Genomic DNA, 23,123 nt, shown 5'->3' on the forward strand with positions numbered 1-23,123 from the left:
CCTAAGCTGGACACGTGACGACCCTCACACTGATCGGTAAGCCCGATTGCCATCTGTGCGACGTCGCAGATGAGATCGTCGACCTCGTGGTCGGAGATCTTCCCCCGCGCGTCGCCGACGGCATCGTGATCGAGCGCTCGTCGATCCTCGAAGATCCCGCCCTGTACGACCTCTGGTGGGAAAAGGTTCCCGTCGTGCTCGTCGACGGGGAGCTGCACGCGCACTGGCGCCTGTCGGCCGATCGCCTCCGCGCCGCCCTTCTCGCGGCCGACACCGAAGGAGCCCCCTCGTGAGCATCCGGCACATCGTCCTGTGGAAACTGGCCGCCGAAGACGCCGACACGCGCGCGCTGCACGCGGAGCAGATCGCCGAGCACCTCACCGCGCTCATTCCCGTCATCGACGACATCCAGAGCCTCGAGGTCGGACGCAACGTCGCGTACCCCGCGACGAACTGGGACGTCGCGCTCGTGTCGGAGTTCGCCGACACCGATGCGCTCGAGCGTTACCAGGTGCACCCCGCGCACCAGGAAGCCGCGGCTTTCGTGCGCTCGGTCGTCACCGAGCGCGCTGTCGTCGACTACCCCTTCTGAGCGCGCTCCGGGGCGCCGTCTTCGGGGGCGATCACCGGGATCGACTGGGTGAAGTGAGCCGCGCGCTCCTCCGCTTCGACGCTGCCGGTGAACAGACCGGTCGCCTCGGGGGTCTCGTGCTTCACGGCAGGGGCGGCAGCATCCTGCTCGGTCATCATGACCCGCTGCACCGGGAGGGCGTCGGGTGCGACGCTCTGGATCCAGCCCACCATCGCTTCGCGTACGAAGCAGCGCAGGTCGAACAGGGTCGGGGCATCGGCGGCGGTCACCAGAATGCGGATGCGGACGAGCCCGCCCACCGCGTCGGTGACCTGCAGCACCGAGGCCCGGCCGTCCCACAGGTTCGTCTCGCCGAGCACCCAGGCGAGGTGCGTGCGCATGAGACTGGGTGAGACGCGCCAGTCGACGTCGAGCTCGACCGCGCCGAGCAGCTCGCTGCCCTCGCGCGTCCAGTTCTCGAAGGGCTTCGTGGTGAAGTACGTGCACGGAAGCACCAGGCGACGGTCGTCCCAGAGATCGACGACCACGTAGCTCAGGGTGATCTCGCCGATGCGACCCCACTCACCTTCGACCACGACCACGTCGTCGACCCGCAGCGCATCGCTGAAGACGAGCTGCACGCCGGCGAACACGTTCGCCAGCACCGACTGGGCGGCCAGGCCCGCGACGATCGACGCGATACCGGCCGAGGCCAGGATGCTGGCGCCGAAGGCCTGGACGGCGGGGAAGGTGAGCAGCATCGCCGCGATCGCGATGATGGCGATGAGCACGATCGCGAGGCGGCGCACGATGAGGGTCTGGGTGCGGATGCGGCGGGCGACGCGGTTGTCGGGGATGTCGATGCGGTAGCGCCCCAGCGTGACGTCGGTCGCGAACGCGACGAGCCCGCCCAGGAGCCAGGCGGTCGCGCCGATGAGCACGATCGTGAACGCGTGGTCGATCAGCTCTCCCCAGTCGGTGTCGAGGTCGAGGGGGAGTGCGAGGGTCACGCCGACCCACAGCGCGATCACGAGCACGACGACGCGGAAGGGCCTGCGGGCGTGGCGGACGAGGCCGCGCGGCCAGTCCTTCTTCTTCGCCGCGAGCCGGACGCCGAAGGTGACCAGCGACGTGAGGACGACGGCGATGACGAGCGCGACGACGATGGCGATGGCGAACTGCAGCCAGGAATCGATCATTGTTCTCCTCGGGTCGAGGTGCCCACGCTAGCCACCTCACATTTCCGTTGACTGCATCCGGGCGTCCGGTTCGGCAGAAACGCCCTCTCCTGGCTCGTTCGGGGGCGATTGTTCTTAGGGTGGGGAGGCGGGCCGCCCGGCCTTGCACGAGGGAGAACGATGACGCAGACGAAGAAGAAGGCACCGAAGTCCGGCAAGAAGGTCGCCGAGGCCAAGGCGGCGAAGGCCCTGGCGCGGGCGGAGAAGTCGGTGCGCAAGGCACGCAAGGCCGTCAAGCACTCCAGCAAGAAGCTGCGCGCGAAGGCCTCCGAGCTGAGGTCCAAGGCCGAACGGCTGAGCGCCACCCACGCGGAGGCGGCACGAGAGCTCCAGTCGGCGAAGGCTTCGGTCGCCGTCACGGAGCCTGCAGCCGTGCTGGCCGCCCCGCCGCTGCCGACCGCGGAGGCCGCAGCACCCACCCTCATCGAACTGCGCGGCCGCGCCAAGGAGCTCGGCGTCGCCGGATACTCCCGCATGAACAAGGCGGCGCTGATCGAAGCGGTCGAATCCGCCCCGACGCGATGAAGGTCGTCGCCGTCTACAGCACCAAAGGTGGCGTCGGAAAGACCACCGCCGCGGTGAACGTCGCGTGGGAGGCGGCGAAGCTTCATCGGGTGCTGCTCTGGGACCTCGACCCCCAGGGGGCGGCGACGTTTCTCCTGCAGGTGAAGCCGAAGGTCAAGGGCGGGGTCGGGGCCCTCGTCTCGGGCGACAAGAAGACATCAGCGGCGATCCGCTCGACCGATGTCGACCATCTCGACGTGCTGCCGGCCGATGCCAGCTACCGAGACCTCGACCTCGTCTTGGACTCCGCGAAGAAGTCGGAGCGGAGGGTCTCGAAGATTCTCGAGCAGGTGGCGGGCGACTACGACCTCGTGATCCTCGACTGTCCGCCGGGCTCCTCCCTGGTCGCTGAGAACGCGGCGTTCTCGGCCGATGCTGTGGTGGTGCCGCTCGTCCCCTCGCCGTTGTCGATGAGGGCGCTGGATCAGGTCCTGGCTTTCGTCGCAGCATCCGCCTCGACGGCGAAGGTCGTCGCTTTCCTGTCGATGGTGGATCGGCGCAAGACCCTGCACCGCGACGCGATCGCGACCCTGCCCGGTCACGCGGCCGTCATCGACGTCGTGGTGCCCTCGACCGTGGTCGTCGAGCGCATGGGCGCCGAACGCGCACCGCTGGGGCGCTACGCCCCGTCGTCGGAAGCCGCTCGCGCGTACGCGGCGCTCTGGGCCCACCTGCAGTCCTCGCTGAAACCCCGCAAGCGCAAGCGCTGAACCGCGTTCAGTTGCCGCAAGAAGGGGCCCCGCCGAACGGCGAGGCCCCTTGCTGCGGCAACTCAGATCACGGCGCGAGGCGCGTGGGTCCTCGGAACAGGTAGGTGACCTCGCGGATCGAGCTCTCGCCGAGCATCAGCATCAGCACGCGGGCCAGGCCCATACCGAACCCGCCGTGCGGCGGGGCGCCGAAGCGGAAGAAGTCGAGGTAGAAGTCGAGGTGCTCGGGGTCGAGCCCCTTCTCCTTCGCCTGCTCGACGAGCACGTCGACGCGGTGCTCGCGCTGCGCGCCGGTGGTGATCTCCACGCCGTTGAACAGGAGGTCGTAGCTCTTGGTGAGCCCGGTCTCCTCGTCGCGCATGTGGTAGAACGCCCGGATCGCCGGGTGGTAGTCGGTGATGAAGACGAACTGGTGCCCGTAGGTCTCCTGCACGTACGCGGCGATCTGGCGCTCGCCCTCGGGATCGAGGTCGCCGTCGGTGCGGGGCACCTCGTAGCCGCGGCTCTTGACGATCTCGAGCGCCTCGGCGAGGGGGATGCGCGGGAACGGGATCGCCGGCACCTGCACCTCGACGTCGAACAGCTCCTTCACCTCGGCGCCGTGCTTGTCGGCGACCGCCTGGAAGGCGAACTGCAGCAGCTCCTCCTGCATGCGCGCAACGTCTTCGTGCGAATCGATCCAGCTGATCTCGGCGTCGATCGAGGTGAACTCGGTCGCGTGGCGCGAGGTGAAGGAAGGATCGGCGCGGAACGCGGGCGCGATCTCGAAGATCTTGCCGAAGCCGGCGACCTGCGCCATCTGCTTGAAGAACTGCGGGCTCTGCGCGAGGTAGGCGGTCTGGTCGTTGAAGTACTCCAGCGCGAACAGCTCGGCGTTCGACTCCGACGGGCTCGCCATGAGCTTCGGCGTGTGCACCTCGATGTAGTCGCGCTCGATCCAGTACGTGCGCAGCGCGTGCTCGAACGTGGTCTGCACGCGGAAGATGAGGTTGTTGCGGCGCTGGCGCAGGTCGATGAAGCGCCAGTCCATGCGCTTGTCGGCGCTGCTGTCGGCCGCGATCGGCGTCTCGGGGTTGGCGGCGGCGGCGATCTCGAGGGCGCCGACCTTGATCTCCACGCCGCCGAGCTTCACGCGCTCGTCGTGCTTGAGCTCGCCCGTCACGGTGAGGAAGGTGCCGGTCGCCAGCGCCGAGATCGTCTCGGTCAGGGCGAGGGCGGCTTCGCGTGCAGCATCCGCGTCTTCTCCGAGCTCGCGCGTGGCCGGGTTCACGAGCTGCACGGCGCCGGTCTCATCGCGGAGGATGACGAACTGCACCTTCTTCTGATCACGCACCGTCTCGACCCATCCCGACACCGAAACCGGGCCGTCGGGGGCGGACTGGAGCTGCTTGACCAAGACGCGTTCGTTCACGAGAGGTCAGTCTACGTGCGGGCCGGTGTCCGCAATGCCCGCGGGCCAGGGCTTTCTCGACCGCACGCGAGGATCGGCCGACCGGGCGTCGACGGGCAGCGCCGCGGGGCCCGCGGCCGCCGTTCGGCGTCACGCGTGGTCAGCGAGGCCGCCGCGCAGCATCCGACGACCTCGTCCCTACAATGTCGCACGTGACGTTCTCCATGCCCCCGTCGTCGTACCGCACGCTCTCGCCCGAGCGCGTGTCGCGGCGGGCGCCCCGCGTGTGGGACGTCGCCCTGACCGTCGCGCTTCTCGTGCTGCTCACCCTTTTCGCGCTCGCCGCCTCGTACGCGGGATTTCTGCTCGCGATGGCCTCCGACGCCTGCGCGACGGTCTCGTGCGACGTCGAGATGATGAACGTCGGTCTGTGGTTCGGTGTCATCTCGCCGTGGGCGGTGCTGCTCCTCTCGGTCGTCGCCGCCGTCGTGCTGCTGGTGAGGCAGCGTCTCGCGTTCTGGGTGCCGCTGGCGGGTGCGGCCCTGATGGTCGCGCTGTGGTTCGTCGCTGCGGCGATCGTGGGCTCCGCCGTTCGTCAGTGAGCGGATGCTTCGGGGTGACCCGATCGCGCACGGGGGCCCGCACCCAGGATTCCCCGATCCGGCCCGCTTAGGCTGGGCGAGGCGCCCGGTCGGGCAGCCGATCACCGAGCGCGAAGGCACCCGATGACCGACACCACTGTTCTTGTGACCGCTGCCGCGCAATCCGGGGGCGATGGTTCATGGCTGTCCGCCCTCGCCGACTGGACCGTCTCGCTCATGGAGATCATCGGTCCGGCGGGAGCCGGTGCGGCGATCGCCCTCGAGAACCTCTTCCCCCCGCTTCCGAGTGAAGTCGTGCTGCCCATGGCCGGTCTCACCGCCAGCCGCGGATCGTTCACCCTCGCCGAAGCTCTCATCTGGACGACCCTCGGCTCGGTCGTCGGGGCGTTCGTGCTCTACGGCATCGGAGCGTGGCTCGGAGCCGCGCGCCTGCGCCGGATCGCCGAGTGGATGCCGTTGATGAAGGGCGACGATGTCGACCGCACGGTCGCGTGGTTCCAGAAGCACGGCTGGGCGGCGGTGTTCTTCGGCCGGATGATCCCGATCTTCCGCAGCCTCATCTCCATCCCGGCCGGCGTCTCGCGCATGCCGCTGTGGAAGTTCGGCCTTCTCACGGCCGCGGGAAGCGCCGTCTGGAACACCATCTTCGTCATGGCCGGATTCCTCCTCGGAGAGAACTGGCATGTCATCGAGCAGTACGCCGACATCCTCCAGTACGTCGTCATCGCCGCCGCCGTCGCGGCCGTGGTCTGGTTCCTCGTCGTGCGCGTGCGCACGATCGTGCGCGATCGCCGCGAGCGCCAGCTCGACGGGGTCTGAGACCGTTCGGCGTCGAGCGATCTGTGCCGCCCTCAGCGGGCTCGCAGAACCCGCCGCCGTAGACTGGGCGGGTGCCTGCCGACCGTCTCCACCTCGTCCGTCATGGCGAGGTGCACAATCCGCGTCGCGTGCTCTACGGCCGTCTCCCCGGTTTCGGGTTGAGCGTCGACGGGCGTCGCATGGCGCGTCAGGCCGCCGAATACGTCCACGGGCTCGAGCGGCCGATCGGTGCGCTCGTCGTCTCGCCCCTCCAGCGCACTCGGGAGTCGGCCGAGCCGTTCGAGGAGACCTTCGGCGTCGACCCCTACATCGACGAGCGCGTCATCGAGCCGACCAACGTCTTCGAGGGGCGACGGATGCGGCGCGCCCTCGCCAATCCGCTGAACTGGCGGCACCTCACCCGCCCCGCCGTACCGAGCTGGGGAGAACCCTACGACCGGGTCGCCGGGCGGATGCTGCAGGCCATGGACGATGCGTGGAACCGCACCGACCGCGGTGACGTCGTCGTCGTCTCGCACCAGCTCCCCATCTGGGTCACGCACCTTGCCGTCGCGGGACTCCCGATGAAGCACGATCCCCGCAACCGCCGGTGCGCGCTCTCGAGCGTCACCACCTTCGAGCGACGCGGTGACCCCGCGACCGGACAGCGCTGGGTCGAGGTCGCTTACGCCGAGCCGGCGACCACCGCCGGCGCCATCGATGTCGGAGCCGTGTGATGCGCCGTCTTCTCGCGGCCGCCGCGGCCGCCGCCCTCGTCGTGGGCCTCGCGGCCTGCACCAACGACCCCCTCGCCTCGCAGTACCGGGAGGGTGACAACAAGGGGTTCATCGCCGGAGACTTCCGCGTCGACGAGATCCCCGCCGCCGAGCGCGGCGAGCCGGTCGACTTCGCCGGTACGACCGAGCACGGCGACGAGGTGACCAGTGCCGACTACGCCGGCGACGTGCTCGTCGTCAACTTCTGGTACGCGGCCTGCGGCCCCTGCATCGTCGAGGCGCCGCGGCTGGAGGCGGCCTACACGTCGTTCGAGGGTCAGGACGTGTCGTTCCTCGGCGTGAACACCTACGACCAGGCCGAGACGGCCGCCTCGTTCGCCCGCGACAACAACGTGTCGTACCCGAGCGTCATCGACGTGAACTCCGGATCGGTCAAGCTCGCCTTCGCCGACAAGACGCCGATCAACGCGACCCCGACGACACTCGTGCTCGACAAGCAGGGGCGCGTGGCCGCCCGCATCATCGGCGAGCTGGAGGAGTCGTCCATCCTCGAGACCCTCGTGCGCGACGCGCTGGCGGAGACCACGTGAATCCGGGCGCGATCGTCTTCGACGGCGCCCTCTGGCTCGCGGTCCCCATCGCCCTGGCCGCGGGCCTCGTCTCGTTCCTCTCCCCGTGCGTGCTGCCGCTCGTCCCGGGCTACCTCGGCTTCATCGGCGGCACCGTCGCACCCCGTCGGGGCGCAGCATCCGCATCTCCCGGGAGGGGGCGCCTCGTCGGAGGCGTGCTGCTGTTCATCGCCGGGTTCACGCTCGTCTTCATGACAGTGAACGTGCTGGGCGGCACGGTCGGTCGCTTCTTCCTGCAATACGCCGACGTGATCACGCGCATCATGGGCGTCGTCGTCATCCTCATGGGGCTCGTCTTCATCGGTCTGTTCGGGCTCGCCCAGCGCACCATGCGCCTGCAGGCCAAGAGCAGTGTCGGTCTCGTCGGTGCGCCGCTCCTGGGCATCGCGCTCGGCATCGGGTGGACCCCGTGCATCGGCCCGACCCTGGCCGCGATCTTCTCGGTGTCGTACAACCTCGGCGACCCGTGGCGAGCGGCGCTGCTGGGCCTGGCGTATTCACTGGGTCTCGGCATCCCGTTCCTCCTGCTCGCCCTCGGCTTCGGCTGGGCGACGAGGTCGACATCGTTCCTGCGGAAGCACATCCGCGCCGTCAACATCGTCGGCGGTCTCTTCCTGATCGCGCTCGGCCTGCTCATGGTCACGGGCGTCTGGGGTTCTCTCATGTCGCAGCTGCAGGGGGTGATGGGAAGTGTCCCGCTCCCGCTCTGATTCGTCCGTTCCCGACGACGGGCGCGACGACGGATCCGGTTCCGCCGATCCGCTGCGTCCGTCCGACCACGCCGACGGCGACGCGATCACCTCGCCCTCGCTCGGATTCGTCGGGTGGCTGCGGTGGGGGTGGCGTCAGCTCACGAGCATGCGCACCGCGCTGGTGCTCCTGCTCCTTCTCGCGATCGCCGCGGTGCCCGGGTCGATCGTCCCCCAGCGCAGCGCCGACCCGAACGGCGTCACGCAGTACTTCGCCGACAACCCCGACCTCGCACCGATCCTCGACAACCTGAGCCTGTTCGACGTCTACACCTCGCCCTGGTTCTCGGCGATCTACCTGCTGCTGTTCATCTCACTCGTCGGCTGCGTGCTGCCGCGCACCAAGCACCACTGGAAGGCGCTGCGCACCCGGCCGCCGCGCACTCCCGCGCGTCTTGCCCGCCTCGACGACTACCGCGAGACGCGTGTCGAGCTGCGCGACGGCGAGGACGCCGCATCCGTCGCCTCCGCCGCCGTCGAGGCGGCGCAGGAGCAGCTGCGAAAGAGCGGCTACCGCGTCGAACGGTACGACGCGCGTGGAGCGCTGTCGGTGTCGGCCGAGCGGGGCTACCTCCGCGAGACGGGCAACCTGGTCTTCCACGCGGCGCTCGTCGGCGTGCTCATCGCGGTCGGGGTCGGCGGCGGGTTCACCTACACCGGGCAGCGCGTCATCGTGCAGGGCACGACCTTCACCAACACGCTGCTCGACTACTCCTCGTTCAACCCCGGTCGTTTCGTCAATGCCGACAATCTCGTTCCGTACTCGATGACGCTCGACCGGTTCGACATCTCGTACGTGCCCTTCGGGCAGCAGGGGGCCGGGCAGGCCGGTGACTTCGTGGCGCACATGACCACCCGTCTCGCGGGCGAGGAGCCGAAGGAGGGCGAGGTGCGCGTCAACCACCCTCTCGATGTCGCCGGCGATCGCGTGTACCTGCTCGGCAACGGATACGCCCCCACGATCACGATCCGCGACGCGGAGGGGACCGCGATCTACACCGACTCGGTGCCGTTTCTTCCCCAGGACAGCAATATGACCTCGCTCGGCGTCGTCAAGGTGCCCGACGGTTTCCCCGAGCAGCTCGGACTCATCGGCTTCTTCTACCCGACGCAGGCCCCGCTCGAGTCGGGCGCGTTCACCTCGGCCTACCCGTCGCTGGCCAACCCGGTGCTGACCCTCAACGTCTACAGCGGTGACCTCGGTATCGACGGGGGGACACCTCGCTCGGTGTACACGCTCGACGTCAACGACATGGAGCAGCTCACCGGCGGAGACACCGGCGTCGACTCCATCGAACTCGCCCCCGGCGAGACGCAGGACCTCCCGAACGGTCTCGGCACCATCACCTTCGAAGATGCCTCGCCGGAGGGAGCGGCGAACCTCGACCAGTCGGTGAAGAGGTTCGTATCGCTGTCGATCCACCGCGACATCGCCGCCCCCTGGGTGCTCGGCTTCGCGCTCCTCGCGCTGGCGGGTCTGCTCGCCGCGCTGTTCGTTCCCCGGCGCCGCATGTGGGTCAAGGTCACCCCCGACGGTGACGCCGTCCGCATCGAGTACGCAGGCCTCGCCCGCGGCGAGGACCCCACCCTGGCCGAAGCCGTCTCCGCTCTCGAGGCCCGTCACTCCCTCGCCTTCGAAGCCCGCCGCCACACCCCCGGAAGTAGAATCACCCCATGACCGGAACCGAAGACGCGCTCTCGTTCGACGCGGTCTCGCTGCTGCTCGTCTGGACGTCGATCGCGATCTACGTGCTCGCGTTCATCGCGTACGCCGTCGACCTCGCGCGCCGCTCCGACCTCGCCGTGAAGGCACAGGATGCCGCGGAGGCACGCGAACTCGTCGCCGCGGGCGGTGGGTCGGTCTCTGGCTCGGCCGCCGGCTCCCGGCAGGGTGCCGAGCTGCCTGCCAAGCCCCGGTTCGTCTGGGCGCGCATCGGTACGACGCTGACGGTGCTCGCGTTCCTGTTCCACTTCGCCGGTACGGTGCTGCGCGGCCTCGCCGCCGAGCGCGTGCCGTGGTCGAACATGTACGAGTTCGCCCTGACCGGCACGCTCATCATCGTGTCGGTCTACCTCGTGACACTGTTCCGCTACGACCTGCGCTTCCTCGGGTCGTTCATCACCGGCATGACCGTGGTGCTCCTCGGCGGCACCCTCCTCAGCTTCTACGTCGAGGTCACCCCTCTGGCCGACCCGCTGAAGTCGGTCTGGCTCGTGGTGCACGTCTTCGTCGCCGCCTTCGCCACGGGGCTTTTCGCGCTCGCCTTCGGGCTCTCGGTGCTCCAGCTGCTGCAGGCCCGCCGAGAGGCTCGCGTCGCAGCATCCGCCGAGCTCGTGGCAACCGAGGGCACCGCGGCCCCGAAGCGGATCGGACTGCCGTTCCTGCGGACGATCCCCACCGCCGACGCGCTGGAGTCGCTCGCGTACCGCTTCGCGATCGTCGGGTTCATCTTCTGGACCTTCACCCTCATCGCCGGGTCGATCTGGGCCAACGACGCGTGGGGTCGCTACTGGGGCTTCGACACGAAGGAAGTCTGGACCTTCGTGATCTGGGTGCTCTACGCCGGATACATCCACGCCCGCGCGACGCGCGGTTGGCGCGGAACGCGCTCGGCATGGCTGTCGATCATCGGGTTCACCGCGGTGCTGTTCAACTTCACCATCGTGAACATGTTCTTCAAGGGCCTGCACGTCTACTCCGGCCTGTCGTAAACACCGCGGCTCGCTCGCTCTCTCTTTCTGAGAGTCCACAACACCCGGACGCATGAGGTCGGTCGCCCGGGTGTTGTGGACTCTCAGTTAGCCCGTGACCATCCGCGCGAGCGTAGCGCGCGTTCGACGCGGGCGACGAAGGAGGGGGGATCGGCGAGGTGGTGCGCGAGCACCCGCACGATGATCCACCCCTCGGCCTCGATGTCCGCCCAGCGATCGGCGTCGCGGGCGAACTGCGCGTGCTCGGCGTGCTGGCGTCCGTCGTACTCGACGCACACGCGGTAGCGCCGATACGCGATGTCGAGTCGTGCGATGAATCGACCGTCCGCCGAGCGCAGGTCTTGGTTCAGCTCCGGCTCGGGGAGCCCGGCGCGCGAGAGCACGAGGCGGGTTCGCGTCTCGGGCCGCGATTCCGAGCCGGTGCGCATCTCCGACAGGGCCCGAGCGAGGTCGCGTGCTCCTCTCCTTCGCAGGCGCACGACGGCTGCTGCGAGATCTTCGGCCGAGGCCGAGCCCGCCGTCAGGATGCCGTCTGCCGCGGCGACGAGGTCGTCGAGGGTGAGGATGCTGCCGAGCTGGGCCCATGTCTCGGCGACCGAGGGCACCGGCAAGCCCTGGGCGAGAGTGAGCATCTCGGCGGTGAGGTCGGTGCGATGGCCGATCACTCCCGTCGTCCGCGGCGCCCGCGCGGGCGGGCAGGCGGCCACGTGCAGCGGCCCCATCTCGGCGGAGCGGGGGAGCAGCATCTGCCAGAGCGCGGCGGCGGTGCTGTGGCTGAAGAATTGCAGGCCATCGAGCCGTGGCAGGAACAGCCGGCACCGGTCGAGGACGGAGTCGCGGAGCGCATCGGCCGGCGCGCGCACGCCGTGGAACGGCGCGAACAGATCCGCGGCGTCGAGCCGGTCGCGAGCCACGCCCGCGGCCCTCGCCGCGTTGGTTCGGAAGGAGGCGCCCTGCAACGAGGGCGGGAGCTCGGCGCGTTTCATCCGCCCAGGGTGCGCGCCTCCCCGCATCCGATCCTGCGCCCGCGGAGACCTGTGCACAGTTCGCTCCGTCGGGCGCCCTGGGGAGGAACGCCGAAAGTCCAAGACACCCGGGCCGCCCGTGGGCGGCGTCCGGGTGTCTTGGACTCTCGAGGCCGGCGCTAGGCGGGCGACGCCGCCAGGAGGGCGCGGGTCGAGACCGAGCGGCGACGGGCGACCGCGAGGGTCGTCGCGATGAAGGCGAGTACCGCCCAGATCGCCAGGCCCGCGATCGCGGCGCCGAGGTTGCCGCTCGAGGTGAGCGCGTCGACGGCGCCCTGGTACGCCGGCGCCGTGGGCAGGAGGCCCGCGACCGACTTCAGCACCCCCGGGACGGTCGAGACGATCCCGGTCGCGACGGCGATCACGCCGATGAGCGCCGCGATCCAGCGCCCGGCCCCGCCGAACACCGCGATGAGCGCCTGGTTCACCGCGGCGAACGCGATACCGGTGAGCACCGACACCACCGCGAACAGCGACCACTGGCCCCCGTCATACGAGGCGGCCAGCTGCACGACGCCCGCGACGAGCAGACCCTGCACGGCGCCGATGATCGCGGCCGGGAGCAGCGCCCGGCCGGCGAGGAGGGCCGACGGGCGGCGCGAGCTGATCGTGCGCGCGGTCACGGCGCGGAGCGCGACGAACGTGCCGAGCCCACCGAACCAGAGCGCGACGCTCGCCAGCAGCGGGACCGCGGTCGAGCCGAACAGGTTCGAGCCGATGCCCTCCGCGGCCACCGGGTCTGCCACGACCGAGGCGAGATCCTTCGCCTGTGTCTCGGTGTAGGTCGGGACCTGCTCCACGGCGGTGGTCAACCCGTTGGCGAGGTCGTCGGTGCCGGTGGCGAGCTGCGCAACGCCGTCGGCGAGGGTCTGAGACCCGGTCGCCAGTTCCCCAGCGCCGTCCGACACCTGCGTCGCCCCCGTGGAGAGCCCTCGCGCACCGGTGGCCGACTGGGCGGTCCCGGCGGCGAGCTGGTTGAGGCCGGATTGCAGCGTGCGCGTCTGCGTGGCCGCTTCGCTCAGCCCGGCCGACGACTGCGACGTCAGCTGCGCGATCCCGTCGGCGGTCGGGGCGGTGTAGCCCGCGGCGTAGCCGGCGCTGGTCGCCGCCTCCACCGCACTCTGGGCCGCCCCGCCGACCTGCGCGCAGAGGGCGGGATCGAGGGTTCCCGTCGCGCACTGCTGAGCCAGGGCGCCGAGGGTGGCCGCCAGCTGCGCCGTCTGCGTGGCGGTGGTCTGGGCGTAGCCGTTCGCGGAGGCGGCGGCGCCCACGAGCTGCTGGTTGTTCACGCCGGCCGCCGCCGCATCGAGCCCGGCGGCGAGCTGCCCGGCGCCGTCGGCGGATTGCCCGATGCCGCCCGCGATCTGGTCGAGGCCCCCGGCGAGCTGGGTCGCCCCCGAGGCCAGCTGCCCGGCCCCGTCGCCCAGCGCGGTCGCACCGGACGGCAGCTGGGCGGCCCCGTCGGCGGCCTGCTGAGCGCCGTCTGCGAGCTGGTGCGCGCCGTCGGCCGCGGTGCCCAGCTGGTCGCCGAGGGTGGTGAATCCGAGGAAGACGTTCTGCAGGTAGGTCTCGCTCAGCATGGTGCCGGTGAGGGATGCGGCGGCCTGGGTCACCTGCGCCGAGATGGCGTCGTCGACCACGAGGCTGTCGGGCGGCGTGCTCACGCTGATCGTCGCCTGCTCGGGAGTCGAGCCGGGCGCCGTCGACGTCGCGGCGGCCGAGAAGTTCGAGGGGATCGTCACGACGGCGGCGTAGGTGCCGTCGGCGAGCCCGTCCGCCGCATCCTGCTCGTTCGTGATCGTCCAGTCGAAGTTGCTCTCCACCTCGTCGGAACCGTCGACGAGACCGGCGGTGAGCTGGCGTCCGAGCGGTACGAGCTGTCCGTCGATCGTGACGGCCTGATCGTCGTTCACGATGGCGGCCGTCACCGAATCGAGGCGTTCGGCGGGGTTGTACAGCGCAGCCACGAGGATGCCGCCGATCACGGCGGGCAGGAGCAGCGCCCCGATGATCGTGAGCCAGGTGATCGGGCGGCGGGAGTTCGCGCGCTCGATCGCCCGCCCCGGAAGAGACGTGGAAGTGGTCATGCGTTCACCTCGGGAAGTTCGGCGGAACGGGAGGAGTGGCTCTCGACGCGCACGGTCTGCGCGTCGCGCCAGCCGGCGTCGTCGAGCACCCCGCGGGCGGCGTGGGGATCGGCCGCCGAGATCGCGAGGGTCCACGTGCCCTCGGCCGCGGCGTCGCGGAGCATCGCCGCGGCCTGATCGCGCAGGGCCCCGTGGGAGAGGGCGTCGAGCCCCTGGAGGGCGACGAGCCCCGGGCTCCCCGCGAGGACGCCTCGGAGTTCGGCGAGCGGGTCGGCCGCGTCGTCGAGGAGGGCGACGGCCACGTGCCCGCGCACCCACGCGGCCCGGCCGGGGAGCAGATGCCCCGCGACGCGCAGTCGCCCCGACGTGGTCGACACGCGACCTGCGATCGCGAGCAGCGCCACCCGCGACGCGCGGACGTCGGAGGAGGTCAGCACGATCGCGCCACCCGGTTCGACCGTGGCGGTGAACCCGGCGAAGACGTCGACGCCGCGAGCCTCGAGTCCGGCGCCGTCGGCGGCGATGACCGCGGTCGACCCCGGCGCGGGCCAGTCGCGCAGCGCCAGTTCGCGTTCGACGGCTTCGCCTTCGACGTCGAACGACGGCAGGAGCCGGTCGAGCCACCGGGGGATCCACCACGCCCGGGCGCCCAGAAGCGTCATGAGCGCGGGGATGAGGGTCATGCGCACGAGGAACGCGTCGACGGCGATGCCGACGGCCAGGCCCAGCGCGATCGGTTTGATCGACGAGTCGCCCTCGGGCACGAACGCGGCGAAGACGGCGAACATGATGAGCGCGGCCGCGGTGACCACGCGGGCGGTGGCCGAAAAGCCCGTGCGCACCGCCTCGATGGCGGTCGCCCGCGCGTCGGCAGCGGCGCCGCCCCGGGCGCGGGCGTGCACGTAGTCCTCCCGCATCCGCGTGACGAGGAACACCTGGTAGTCCATCGCGAGTCCGAACAGCACGCCCATCAGCACGATCGGCATGAAGCTGATCACCGGTCCCACGCGGGTCACGTGCAGGAGGTCGGCGAACCACCCCCACTCGAACACGGCGGCGACCACGCCGAAGGCAGCCGCCACCGACAGGAGGTAGCCGAGAGCGGCGGTCAGCGGCACCGCGATCGAGCGGAAGACGATCATCAGCAGGATGAACGACAGACCGACGACGAAGATCGCGAACGGCACGAGGGCGCCGGAGAGTCGGTCGGAGATGTCGATCGCCACCGCCGTGTAGCCGGTCACCTTGAGGTCGATCCCGTACTCGTCGAGCAGCCTGTCGTGCTGGGCGCGCAGCTCGCGCACGAGGTCAGCGGTTGCCGGGTCGTCGGGGGCCGTGGACGGCACGATCTGCACGATGCCGGTGTCGGCCGTCTCGTTCGGGGTGGCCAGCGCGATCCGCTCGACGCCGGGCAGGTCGTCGATCTCACCCGCGATGTCGTTCATCAGCGTGACGGGATCGTTCGAGGTGACGATGGTGCCCGTCATCACGAGCGGGCCGTTGACGCCGGGGCCGAAATACTCGGCGGCGAGGTCGTAGTTCTGCCGCGCCTGGTTCGACTCGGGCAGCATGCCCGCGTTCGGCAGCGCGAGGGCGAGGCTCGACGCGGGGATCGCGAGCACGCCGAGCACGGCGACCACCGAGACGGTCGCGGCGATCGGATGCTTCGACACGACCCGCACCCACGCGTTGATCCGCTTCGGGGCGTGCGTCGCCGCATCCGCCCCCTTCTTCTGCCGCCGCGGGCGCCCCACGATCCGACCCTTGACGAGGCCGAGCATCGCGGGGGTCAGGGTGACGGCGACGAGCACGGCGATCGCCACGGCGACGGATGCGGCGATGCCCATCGTCGTGAGGAACGGGATACCCGCGAACGACAGGCCGATGAGGGCGATCAGCACCGTCACCCCGGCGAAGACGACGGCCGAACCGGCGGTGCCGGTCGCGCGGGCGGCGGATTCCTCGGGGTCGACGCCCTCGCGCACCTGATCCTGATGTCGCGCCGCGATGAACAGCGCGTAGTCGATGCCGACCGCAAGGCCCAGCATGAGCGCCAGGAGCGGGGTCGTCGACGAGATCGACGCGAAGGCGGTCGCGACGAAGATGAGCGCCATCGAGAGCCCGACGCCGATCACCGCGGTCAGGAGGGGGAGGCCGGCGACGACGAACGAGCGGAACGTGACGATGAGCACGAGCAGGGCGATGATGAGCCCGACCGCCTCGGTGATCGTCACCCCGGGGATCGAGGTGCCGAAGAGGTCGCCGCCGAGGGCGACCTGCGAGCCCTCGGGGAGCTCGGCGCCGAGGGAGTTCGACACGTCGGTGAGCGAGGCCTTCGCCTCGGGCGAGACGTCGCCGGACTGCCCGTTGAACTGCAAGCGGATGATGGCGGCGTCGCCGTCGTCGCTGACCAGGCCCGACACGGTCTGGTCGAACGGGTCGGTCACGGCCAGCACGCCGTCGACCGCGCGCAGCTCGTCGATCGTGGTGGCGATGTCGGTCGAGTACGGCGCTTCGTCGACCCGGTCGCCGGGAGCCGCGACGACGATGATCTGGGCGCTCGTCCCGCTCACCTGAGGGAACGTGCGCGAGAGCTGCTGCAGTCCCTCCTGCGACTCGGTGCCGGGGATCGAGAACGAGTTGTCGGTGCCCTGGCTGAACAGTGCCGCGCCGCCGCCGGCGGCTACCAGGACGATGATCCAGGCCAGCAGTACGCGAACGCCGTGCCGGTACGACCAGCGTCCGAGCGAGTACAGCAGTGTGGACACGGAGGCTCCGTTTCGATCAAGGAAGTTCGATACGTCACTGTATCCAATACACAGATGTATCGTAGAGCGCGATCGGCCGGCCGAGGCTGAGCGATCCGTGTGAACCGGAGGACCATCATGACCGACACCGAGGGCGCCGTTCCGCGCCGACGCGAGAACACCCGCCAGCGCCTGCTCGACGCCGCGGCACAGGTCTTCGCCGAGGTGGGTCTCGACGCGGCCTCGGTCGAGGCGGTCTGCGAGGCCGCCGGCTACACGCGCGGCGCGTTCTACTCGAACTTCGAGAGCAAGGAGCAGCTCTTCCTCGAGCTGTGTGCGCGCGCGGCTGCCCACCAGATCGCGGCCGTCCGCGCGAAGGTCGCCGACCTCGAGACGGTCGGGTTCGCGGGCGCACCCGCCGATTCGCTGACCCTCGTGCAGCAGGTGCTGGAGGCGTCGGGAGCAGACCGGACCGCGGTGCTGCTCATGGGCGAGACCCGCATCCGGGCGCTCCGCGATCCGATCGTCGCGGCGGCCTACCGCTCGCAGGAGGCGCAGCTGCGCACCGAGGTCGCGCAGATCATCACCGACATCGCTCGCGCGCAGCACATCTCACTGCGTCTTGCGCCCGCCCACGCGTCGGATCTCTTCATGACGGCCTGGTCGGCCGCCGCCGAAGACGCCGTCATGGACGACGCGGATCAGGCCGGTATCACCCGGCGCATCGGCGAGGCGCTCGCGATCGTCGCCGACCTCGTCATCGATCGCTCGCGCTGAGGACCGCATGGCAGCGGGCGAGCCGCTCGCGCCACCATCCGTCGCGCTCCGGCGAGACCCGCAGCGCGTCGAGGCGCTCCGCTGACGGCGACACGCGCCCGACCTGCAGCACACCGCCGCGCGGTGAGAGCGCGGGATCGCACACGTCGCTCGTGAACAGGGCCGAGGTGCCGAGCCCGCAGTCATAGTCGTGGTCGGGGAGGGCGGCGGCCAGCGCGGTTCCCATCGAGAGCCCGACCGACGTGTCGAGGGCGCTCGAGACGACGGCGGGGAGCCCCGCTTGCGCGACGATCTCGAGCGCGCGGTGCACGCCGCCGAGCGGCTGCGCCTTCACGATCAGGATGTCGGCGGCCCCCGCCCGGGCCACCCGCAGCGGGTCGTCGGCCTTTCGTACACTCTCGTCGGCGGCGATCGGAATGCCCATGTACTTCACGCGCCCGCGCAGCTCGGCCAGCTCGTCGATGCTCGCGCACGGCTGCTCGGCGTACTCCAGGTCGAACTCGGCCAGCGCGTGGATCGCGTGCTCGGCCTCGTCGACGTTCCACGCACCGTTGGCGTCGACCCGGATGCGCCCCTCGGCGCCGAGGGCCGCGCGCACCGCGGCGACCCGGGCGACGTCGTCGGCGAGCGTCTGTCCGGGCTCGGCGACCTTGACCTTCGCCGTCCGGCAGCCGTCGAACCGCGCGAGCACCCCCGCGACGGCGTCGGCGGCGACGGCGGGCACCGTCGCGTTGACCCGCACCTCGCCGCGGCGTGCGGGCGCAGCATCCGCCCAGCCGAAGTCGACGGCGCCGGCGAGCCACACGGATGCTTCGGCATCGCCGTACTCGGTGAACGGCGAGAACTCGCTCCACCCGTTCGGGCCCTCGATGAGCATCGCCTCGCGGACGTCGATGCCGCGGAACCGTGTGGCCAGGGGTAGCGCCACGACGCGCGCGGTCGTGAGGAGTTCGTCGAGAGACGGCAGTGTGCTCATCTCCTCATCATGACGCCGGAATAGGCTGACGGCATGCTTCTCGACACTCCCGTTCGTCTCGGCGTGCAGATCGAACCCCAGCACGCGACCTACCCCCAGATCCGTGAGGCCGCCGCGCGCCTGGAAGACCTCGGTGTCGACATCCTGTTCAACTGGGACCACTTCTTCCCGCTGCACGGCGACCCGGACGGCCCCCACTTCGAGTCGTGGACCATGCTGGCCGCGTGGGCGGAGCAGACGGAGCGCGTCGAGTTCGGCGCGCTGGTCAACTGCAACAGCTACCGCAACGCCGACCTGCAGGCAGACATGGCCCGCACGATCGACCACATCAGCGCCCGTGGCGGCGACGCCGGCCGGTTCATCTTCGGCACCGGTTCGGGGTGGTTCGAGCGCGACTACGACGAGTACGGGTACGAGTTCGGCACCGCCGGATCGCGCCTGACGGCGCTCGGGCAGGATCTCGACCGCGTCGTCTCGCGCTGGGGGAAGCTCAACCCGCCGCCCACGCGCCGGATCCCGATCATGATCGGCGGAGCGGGCGAGCAGAAGACGCTGCGCTTCGTCGCCCGGCACGCCGACATCTGGCACAGCTTCGTACCGGCCGAGGCTCTCGCGCACAAGATCTCCGTCATCGAGAACTGGGCCGAGACCGAGGGACGCGACATCTCGGGCCTCATCGTCTCGAACGAGCTGAAGAACCGCGGCGAGAGCGACGCCGACGCCCTCTTCGATGCGGGCACACGGCTGTTCACGCTCGGATGGGCCCCGGGGTCGCCCGACTACGACGTCGTGACGCGGTGGCTGCGCTGGCGCGACGGCAAGAACGCCGTCTGAGCGACGGACTCAGTCGTTCGCCAACATCCGGGGGAGATAGCCGAGGGCGTCGAGCCGACGGATCAATCGGGGCGCGAGGGGGCCGCGAGAGAGGGAGAGGCGGTAGAAGCGCGGTCCTTCTTCAGCCTGCTGCAGGAGTGACCGCTCCCGCAGACTGCGGATGAATCGAGAGCGACGTGCAGGGGAGCCGGGAACGATGGGCTCCAGGTCGCCCGCTTTGATGACTCCGGTCGTCAGGGCGATGCGCAGGGCGGCGCTTTCGTCCGGGTCGACCAGCCCGTCGCGCTGCAGCATCTGCTCGTGCAGCGGCTTCGAGGCGTTCGCGAAGTCCAACAGGGTCGTGATCTCCGGGTGCACGGTCACCCAGGAGGGCGGGACGTGCGCGGAGTTCGTGATCGCGACCTCTTGCTCGCGGTAGGAGCCGGGAGTGGGGTCTCCTTCACGGATGAGCCCGTCGACGACTCGGCGATGGATCTCGCGGATGAGGTTGTGCGTCAACGGAGCTTCCGGGTCGAGCTGATCGATGAATCGAGCCGTCTCGGCGATGTTCCTGATCTCGCGGAGTTGGTCGGCGCCGGACGTCGTCGTGGTCTCGAGCTGTTGGACATCGGCTCTCTTGTTCATCGCAGCGACGAAACTACGTGCACTCACACTAGAGATTGGGCTGATTTTTCGCATGCACCTGTGAGTGTCGATCGTTAATTAATTGCGAAGCGGAGTGGGAAGTATTTGCGCTGACGCGGAAGAGATTGTTGCCCATCTGCCGACCGTGGCGAGCCGTAGGCTGGACAGGTGAGCGTTTCCGATCTGTTCGACCCCGCGGTGTGGCAGCCGACCGCCGCCGACGAGCGCTACACCGACATCACGGCTCACACGAGCCTCGACGGGCGCATCGCGCGCATCGCGTTCGACCGGCCGGAGGTGCGCAACGCCTTCCGCCCCCACACGGTCGACGAGCTGCACCATGCGCTCGACGTCGCGCGGCAGGACCCCCGCATCGGCGTGGTGCTGCTCACCGGCAACGGGCCGAGCGCGAAGGACGGCGGCTGGGCGTTCTGCTCGGGCGGCGATCAGCGCATCCGCGGTCGCGACGGCTACACCTACGCCACCGACGATGCGACAGCGCCCGACCCGGCTCGCAGCGGGCGGCTGCACATCCTCGAGGTGCAGCGGCTGATCCGCTTCATGCCCAAGGTCGTCATCGCGGTCGTCCCGGGGTGGGCGGCCGGCGGCGGGCACTCGCTCAACGTGGTGTGCGACCTGTCGATCGCGAGCCGCGAGCACGGTCGCTTCAAGCAGACGGATGCCGACGTCGGATCGTTCGACGCCGGGTACGGCTCGGCCTACTTCGCCCGGCAGATCGGGCAGAAGCTCGCGCGCGAGGTGTTCTTCCTCGCCGAGGAGTACTCCGCCGACCGCGCGTACGAGATGGGGGCGGTCAACCGCGTCGTGCCGCACGCCGAGCTCGAGGTCGAAGCGATCGCGATGGCTCGCACGATCCTCACGAAGAGCCCGACCGCGATCCGCATGCTGAAGTTCGCCTTCAACGCGGTCGACGACGGCCTGGTCGGGCAGCAGGTCTTCGCCGGCGAGGCCACGCGTCTGGCCTACGGCACCGATGAGGCGGTGGAGGGGCGTGATGCGTTCCTCGAGAAGCGCGATCCCGACTGGTCGGACTACCCCTACCACTACTGAGGTGCCGCGAACCGGGCCTTCCGGCGTAGGCGAAGCCCCGGTGTGCGGCATCTGACGAGGAGACATGCGGCTCGAAGCGATCAACGGTGACGAACCCCGGGAGGTTCTGCGGGCGGTCCGGGGCGCGGTGCTCGGAGCCGGGCCCGCGATCTCTCTCGGGGCGGCGGATGCGGCGCTCCCGGGCGAGGTGCCGGCGGGCACGGCGGTCGTCGTCACCACCTCCGGGTCGGCGGGCGTGCCGAAGTCGGTGGCGCTCAGCCGCAGCGCCCTCACCGCCAGCGCGCTGGCGACCGCGGCGCGCCTGGGGGAGGGCGCATGGCTGCTCGCCCTGCCGGCCGGCTACGTGGCGGGACTGCAGGTGCTCGTGCGCTCCCTCGTGTCGGGGCGCGAACCCGCGATCCTCGCCGGGCGCTTCTCGCCCGAGGCTTTCGCCGCGGCGGCCCGCTCGATGGCGTCGAGCGTCGGGGGAGTGCGCGTGCCCACCTACACCTCGCTCGTACCGGCCCAGGTGCAGCGACTGCTCGACGCGGCCGACCACGATCCCGATGTGCTCGGGGCGGTGCGCTCGTTCGAGCACATCCTCGTCGGCGGCCAGGCGCTGCCGCCAGCCGTGCGCGAGCGGGCGGAGGGCATGGGGGTGCGGCTGGCCCGCACCTACGGCTCGACCGAGACCAGCGGCGGCTGCGTGTACGACGGGGTCGCCCTCGACGGCGTAGCGCTGCGGGTCGAGGGCGGCGAGGTGCAGGTGTCGGGCCCGACGCTCGCCGACGGCTATCTCGGCGATCCCGAGAGGACGGATGCGGCGTTCCTGCGCGACCCCGATGGCACCCGCTGGTATCGCACGGGCGACGCCGGACGCATCGACGACGGCGTGCTGAGCATCCACGGCCGGATCGACAACGTGCTCGTCTCGGGTGGCGTCAACATCTCGCTCGACCGCGTCGAGCGGGCGGTGCGCAGCATCCGGGGCCTCGAGTCGGCCGTCGTCGTCGCGGTTCCCGACCAGAGGTGGGGCGAAGCATCCGTCATCGTCGCGGCCCGCGACGCCGACACCGACGGCGTGCTGCGACGCGCGCGCGACGTCGTCGAGGCGGAGGTCGGCCGCCCCGCCCGTCCGTCGAGGGTGTGCTTCGTCGACGAGATCCCGATGCTCCCCTCGGGAAAGCCCGACCGCGCGGCGGCTCGACGACTCGCGCTGGCCTCGGCCACGTAGCGTCCGTCGCGTGCCGTCGGAACCCGCGGCTCGCGGCGAGACGGCCGCCGCCTCCTCGCCGCCGTAGGATCTCTCCTCATGGCAGGCAAGACGCGAAAGACCCGAACGAGCACCGCCAAGCGACAGCAGCCGCGCGGGAACCCGCGCAAGGCACAGGGTGCGCCGCCGCCGCCCCCGAAGGCGACGGCCCGCGACTGGATCGGCGCGGCACGCCTGCGCACGCTGCCCCTGGCGATCACCCCGGTGCTCATCGGAACCGGTGCCGCCCGGCTCGTCGACAACCAGTTCCACTGGGTCATCGCCCTCACCTGCCTCGCGGTGGCGGTCTTCCTGCAGATCGGCGTGAACTTCGCCAACGACTACAGCGACGGCATCCGCGGCACCGACGACGTCCGCGTCGGCCCCGCCCGCCTCACGGCTTCGCGCCGCGCGAAGCCGCGCACCGTGCTCATCGTGGCGCTGGTGTTCTTCGCCCTGGCCGGACTCGCGGGCATCGCTCTGGTGATCCGCAGCCAGCAGTGGTGGCTGCTCCTGGTGGGGGCCGCCTGCATCGCCGCGGCCTGGTTCTACACCGGTGGCAAGCGGCCCTACGGCTACGCCGGTCTCGGTGAGCTGTTCGTCTTCGTGTTCTTCGGGCTCGTCGCCACCGTCGGCACCACGTGGGTGCAGGTGCTGTCGATCCCGCAGGAGGCCTGGTTCGGAGCGGTCGCGGCGGGGTTCCTCGCCGTCGCGGTGCTGCTGGCCAACAACCTGCGCGACATCGATCAGGACAAGGTGGCGGGCAAGAAGACCCTCAGCGTCCGCATCGGCAGGCGGGCCACACAGGCACTGTTCACCGCACTGGTACTGCTGCCCTTCGCGATCGCGGTGTTCCTCGCGCCGTTCTACCCCGGCGCGTGGCTGACCCTCATGGCGCTCCTGGCGGCGCTCCCGGCGATCCTCATCGTCTGGACCTACCGGGCCCCGCGCGAACTGGTCACCGCCCTCGCGCTGACGTCGCTCACGTCGGTCGCGTACGGCGCCTTCCTCTTCTGGGCCTTCATCGGCTGACGAGGCGTCCGCGATCGGG

At 70.3% G+C, this 23,123-nt stretch carries 22 protein-coding genes and 1 pseudogene; 16 read left to right on the forward strand and 7 right to left on the reverse strand.

Translation table 11 applies throughout. The features are described from left to right. The first annotated feature begins 14 nt into the window (after positions 1-14). Positions 15-293 carry a glutaredoxin family protein gene (locus DEA06_RS09450; RefSeq protein WP_116647743.1) on the forward strand — a complete coding sequence of 93 codons (279 nt, stop codon included), beginning with the start codon at positions 15-17 and terminating at the stop codon, positions 291-293. Next, on the forward strand, positions 290-592 hold the full coding sequence (locus tag DEA06_RS09455) for a Dabb family protein (protein WP_116647744.1): 303 nt from the start codon (positions 290-292) through the stop codon (positions 590-592). The genes DEA06_RS09450 and DEA06_RS09455 overlap by 4 nt, the downstream gene beginning before the upstream one ends. Here DEA06_RS09455 and DEA06_RS09460 read toward each other — a convergent pair. Further along, positions 580-1,770 (reverse strand): mechanosensitive ion channel family protein, encoded by a 1,191-nt coding sequence (locus DEA06_RS09460; RefSeq protein WP_116647745.1) that lies wholly within the window; start codon positions 1,768-1,770, stop codon positions 580-582. The genes DEA06_RS09455 and DEA06_RS09460 overlap by 13 nt on opposite strands. Positions 1,771-1,929: 159 nt before the next feature. Between DEA06_RS09460 and DEA06_RS09465 the strand changes: the two genes are divergently transcribed. Further along, positions 1,930-2,334, forward strand: coding sequence for a Rho termination factor N-terminal domain-containing protein (locus DEA06_RS09465; RefSeq protein WP_116647746.1), 405 nt, complete (start codon positions 1,930-1,932; stop codon positions 2,332-2,334). After that, on the forward strand, positions 2,331-3,083 hold the full coding sequence (locus DEA06_RS09470) for an AAA family ATPase (RefSeq protein WP_116647747.1): 753 nt from the start codon (positions 2,331-2,333) through the stop codon (positions 3,081-3,083). The genes DEA06_RS09465 and DEA06_RS09470 overlap by 4 nt, the downstream gene beginning before the upstream one ends. A 67-nt stretch (positions 3,084-3,150) precedes the next feature. Here the strand turns inward: DEA06_RS09470 and aspS are convergent, their stop codons facing one another. Then, positions 3,151-4,494, reverse strand: a complete 1,344-nt coding sequence (gene aspS, locus DEA06_RS09475; RefSeq protein ID WP_116647748.1) for an aspartate--tRNA(Asn) ligase — start codon at positions 4,492-4,494, stop codon at positions 3,151-3,153. Positions 4,495-4,622: 128 nt separating this feature from the next. Between aspS and DEA06_RS09480 the strand changes: the two are divergent. The 7 genes and pseudogenes from DEA06_RS09480 to ccsB form a co-directional block, all read left to right on the forward strand. Continuing rightward, a pseudogene (locus DEA06_RS09480) lies at positions 4,623-5,075 on the forward strand (DUF6264 family protein); the annotation flags it as partial. Positions 5,076-5,198: 123 nt separating this feature from the next. Next, positions 5,199-5,894, forward strand: a complete 696-nt coding sequence (locus DEA06_RS09485; protein ID WP_116647750.1) for a DedA family protein — start codon at positions 5,199-5,201, stop codon at positions 5,892-5,894. Between the two features lie 71 nt (positions 5,895-5,965). Continuing rightward, a complete protein-coding gene (locus DEA06_RS09490) occupies positions 5,966-6,610 on the forward strand; it encodes a histidine phosphatase family protein (RefSeq protein ID WP_116647751.1) in 645 nt (214 codons plus the stop codon). Further along, a complete protein-coding gene (locus DEA06_RS09495) occupies positions 6,610-7,200 on the forward strand; it encodes a TlpA disulfide reductase family protein (protein ID WP_116647752.1) in 591 nt (196 codons plus the stop codon). The genes DEA06_RS09490 and DEA06_RS09495 overlap by 1 nt, the downstream gene beginning before the upstream one ends. Then, the gene (locus tag DEA06_RS09500) at positions 7,197-7,949 is read left to right on the forward strand and encodes a cytochrome c biogenesis protein CcdA (protein WP_116647753.1); all 753 of its coding nucleotides are present in this window, start codon (positions 7,197-7,199) and stop codon (positions 7,947-7,949) included. The genes DEA06_RS09495 and DEA06_RS09500 overlap by 4 nt, the downstream gene beginning before the upstream one ends. Continuing rightward, the gene (locus DEA06_RS09505) at positions 7,930-9,666 is read left to right on the forward strand and encodes a cytochrome c biogenesis protein ResB (RefSeq protein ID WP_116647754.1); all 1,737 of its coding nucleotides are present in this window, start codon (positions 7,930-7,932) and stop codon (positions 9,664-9,666) included. Before DEA06_RS09500 ends, DEA06_RS09505 begins: the two co-directional genes overlap by 20 nt. After that, positions 9,663-10,700 (forward strand): c-type cytochrome biogenesis protein CcsB, encoded by a 1,038-nt coding sequence (gene ccsB, locus DEA06_RS09510; RefSeq protein ID WP_116647755.1) that lies wholly within the window; start codon positions 9,663-9,665, stop codon positions 10,698-10,700. Before DEA06_RS09505 ends, ccsB begins: the two co-directional genes overlap by 4 nt. Before the next feature lie 83 nt (positions 10,701-10,783). Here ccsB and DEA06_RS09515 read toward each other — a convergent pair whose 3' ends face one another. The 3 genes from DEA06_RS09515 to DEA06_RS09525 all read right to left on the reverse strand — a co-directional run bounded on the left by DEA06_RS09515 (position 10,784) and on the right by DEA06_RS09525 (position 16,580). Then, a complete protein-coding gene (locus DEA06_RS09515; RefSeq protein ID WP_165817961.1) occupies positions 10,784-11,686 on the reverse strand; it encodes a DUF559 domain-containing protein in 903 nt (300 codons plus the stop codon). A gap of 158 nt (positions 11,687-11,844) precedes the next feature. Next, a complete protein-coding gene (locus DEA06_RS09520; protein WP_116647757.1) occupies positions 11,845-13,812 on the reverse strand; it encodes a YhgE/Pip family protein in 1,968 nt (655 codons plus the stop codon). Next, positions 13,809-16,580 carry an MMPL family transporter gene (locus DEA06_RS09525; protein WP_116647758.1) on the reverse strand — a complete coding sequence of 924 codons (2,772 nt, stop codon included), beginning with the start codon at positions 16,578-16,580 and terminating at the stop codon, positions 13,809-13,811. Before DEA06_RS09525 ends, DEA06_RS09520 begins: the two co-directional genes overlap by 4 nt. A 117-nt stretch (positions 16,581-16,697) precedes the next feature. On the opposite strand from DEA06_RS09525, the gene DEA06_RS09530 reads away from it, so the two are divergent. Next, positions 16,698-17,336 (forward strand): TetR family transcriptional regulator, encoded by a 639-nt coding sequence (locus DEA06_RS09530; RefSeq protein WP_116647759.1) that lies wholly within the window; start codon positions 16,698-16,700, stop codon positions 17,334-17,336. Here the strand turns inward: DEA06_RS09530 and DEA06_RS09535 are convergent. Continuing rightward, the gene (locus DEA06_RS09535) at positions 17,317-18,312 is read right to left on the reverse strand and encodes an o-succinylbenzoate synthase (RefSeq protein WP_116647760.1); all 996 of its coding nucleotides are present in this window, start codon (positions 18,310-18,312) and stop codon (positions 17,317-17,319) included. The genes DEA06_RS09530 and DEA06_RS09535 overlap by 20 nt on opposite strands. 33 nt (positions 18,313-18,345) lie before the next feature. Between DEA06_RS09535 and DEA06_RS09540 the strand changes: the two genes are divergently transcribed. After that, a complete protein-coding gene (locus DEA06_RS09540; protein WP_116647761.1) occupies positions 18,346-19,146 on the forward strand; it encodes an LLM class F420-dependent oxidoreductase in 801 nt (266 codons plus the stop codon). A gap of 9 nt (positions 19,147-19,155) precedes the next feature. On the opposite strand, the gene DEA06_RS09545 is transcribed toward DEA06_RS09540, so the two are convergent. Continuing rightward, positions 19,156-19,770 (reverse strand): Fic family protein, encoded by a 615-nt coding sequence (locus DEA06_RS09545; RefSeq protein WP_116647762.1) that lies wholly within the window; start codon positions 19,768-19,770, stop codon positions 19,156-19,158. 168 nt (positions 19,771-19,938) lie between these two features. Here DEA06_RS09545 and DEA06_RS09550 point away from each other — a divergent pair, with 168 nt between their 5' ends. The 3 genes from DEA06_RS09550 to DEA06_RS09560 all read left to right on the forward strand — a co-directional run bounded on the left by DEA06_RS09550 (position 19,939) and on the right by DEA06_RS09560 (position 23,104). Beyond that, on the forward strand, positions 19,939-20,841 hold the full coding sequence (locus tag DEA06_RS09550; RefSeq protein ID WP_116647763.1) for a 1,4-dihydroxy-2-naphthoyl-CoA synthase: 903 nt from the start codon (positions 19,939-19,941) through the stop codon (positions 20,839-20,841). Between the two features lie 64 nt (positions 20,842-20,905). Continuing rightward, the gene (locus tag DEA06_RS09555; protein ID WP_116647764.1) at positions 20,906-22,054 is read left to right on the forward strand and encodes an AMP-binding protein; all 1,149 of its coding nucleotides are present in this window, start codon (positions 20,906-20,908) and stop codon (positions 22,052-22,054) included. A 78-nt stretch (positions 22,055-22,132) separates the two neighbouring features. Then, the gene (locus DEA06_RS09560; RefSeq protein ID WP_116647765.1) at positions 22,133-23,104 is read left to right on the forward strand and encodes a 1,4-dihydroxy-2-naphthoate polyprenyltransferase; all 972 of its coding nucleotides are present in this window, start codon (positions 22,133-22,135) and stop codon (positions 23,102-23,104) included. Positions 23,105-23,123 lie beyond the last annotated feature (19 nt).

This window comes from Microbacterium sp. Gd 4-13 (assembly GCF_003095395.1).
GTDB lineage: Bacteria > Actinomycetota > Actinomycetes > Actinomycetales > Microbacteriaceae > Microbacterium.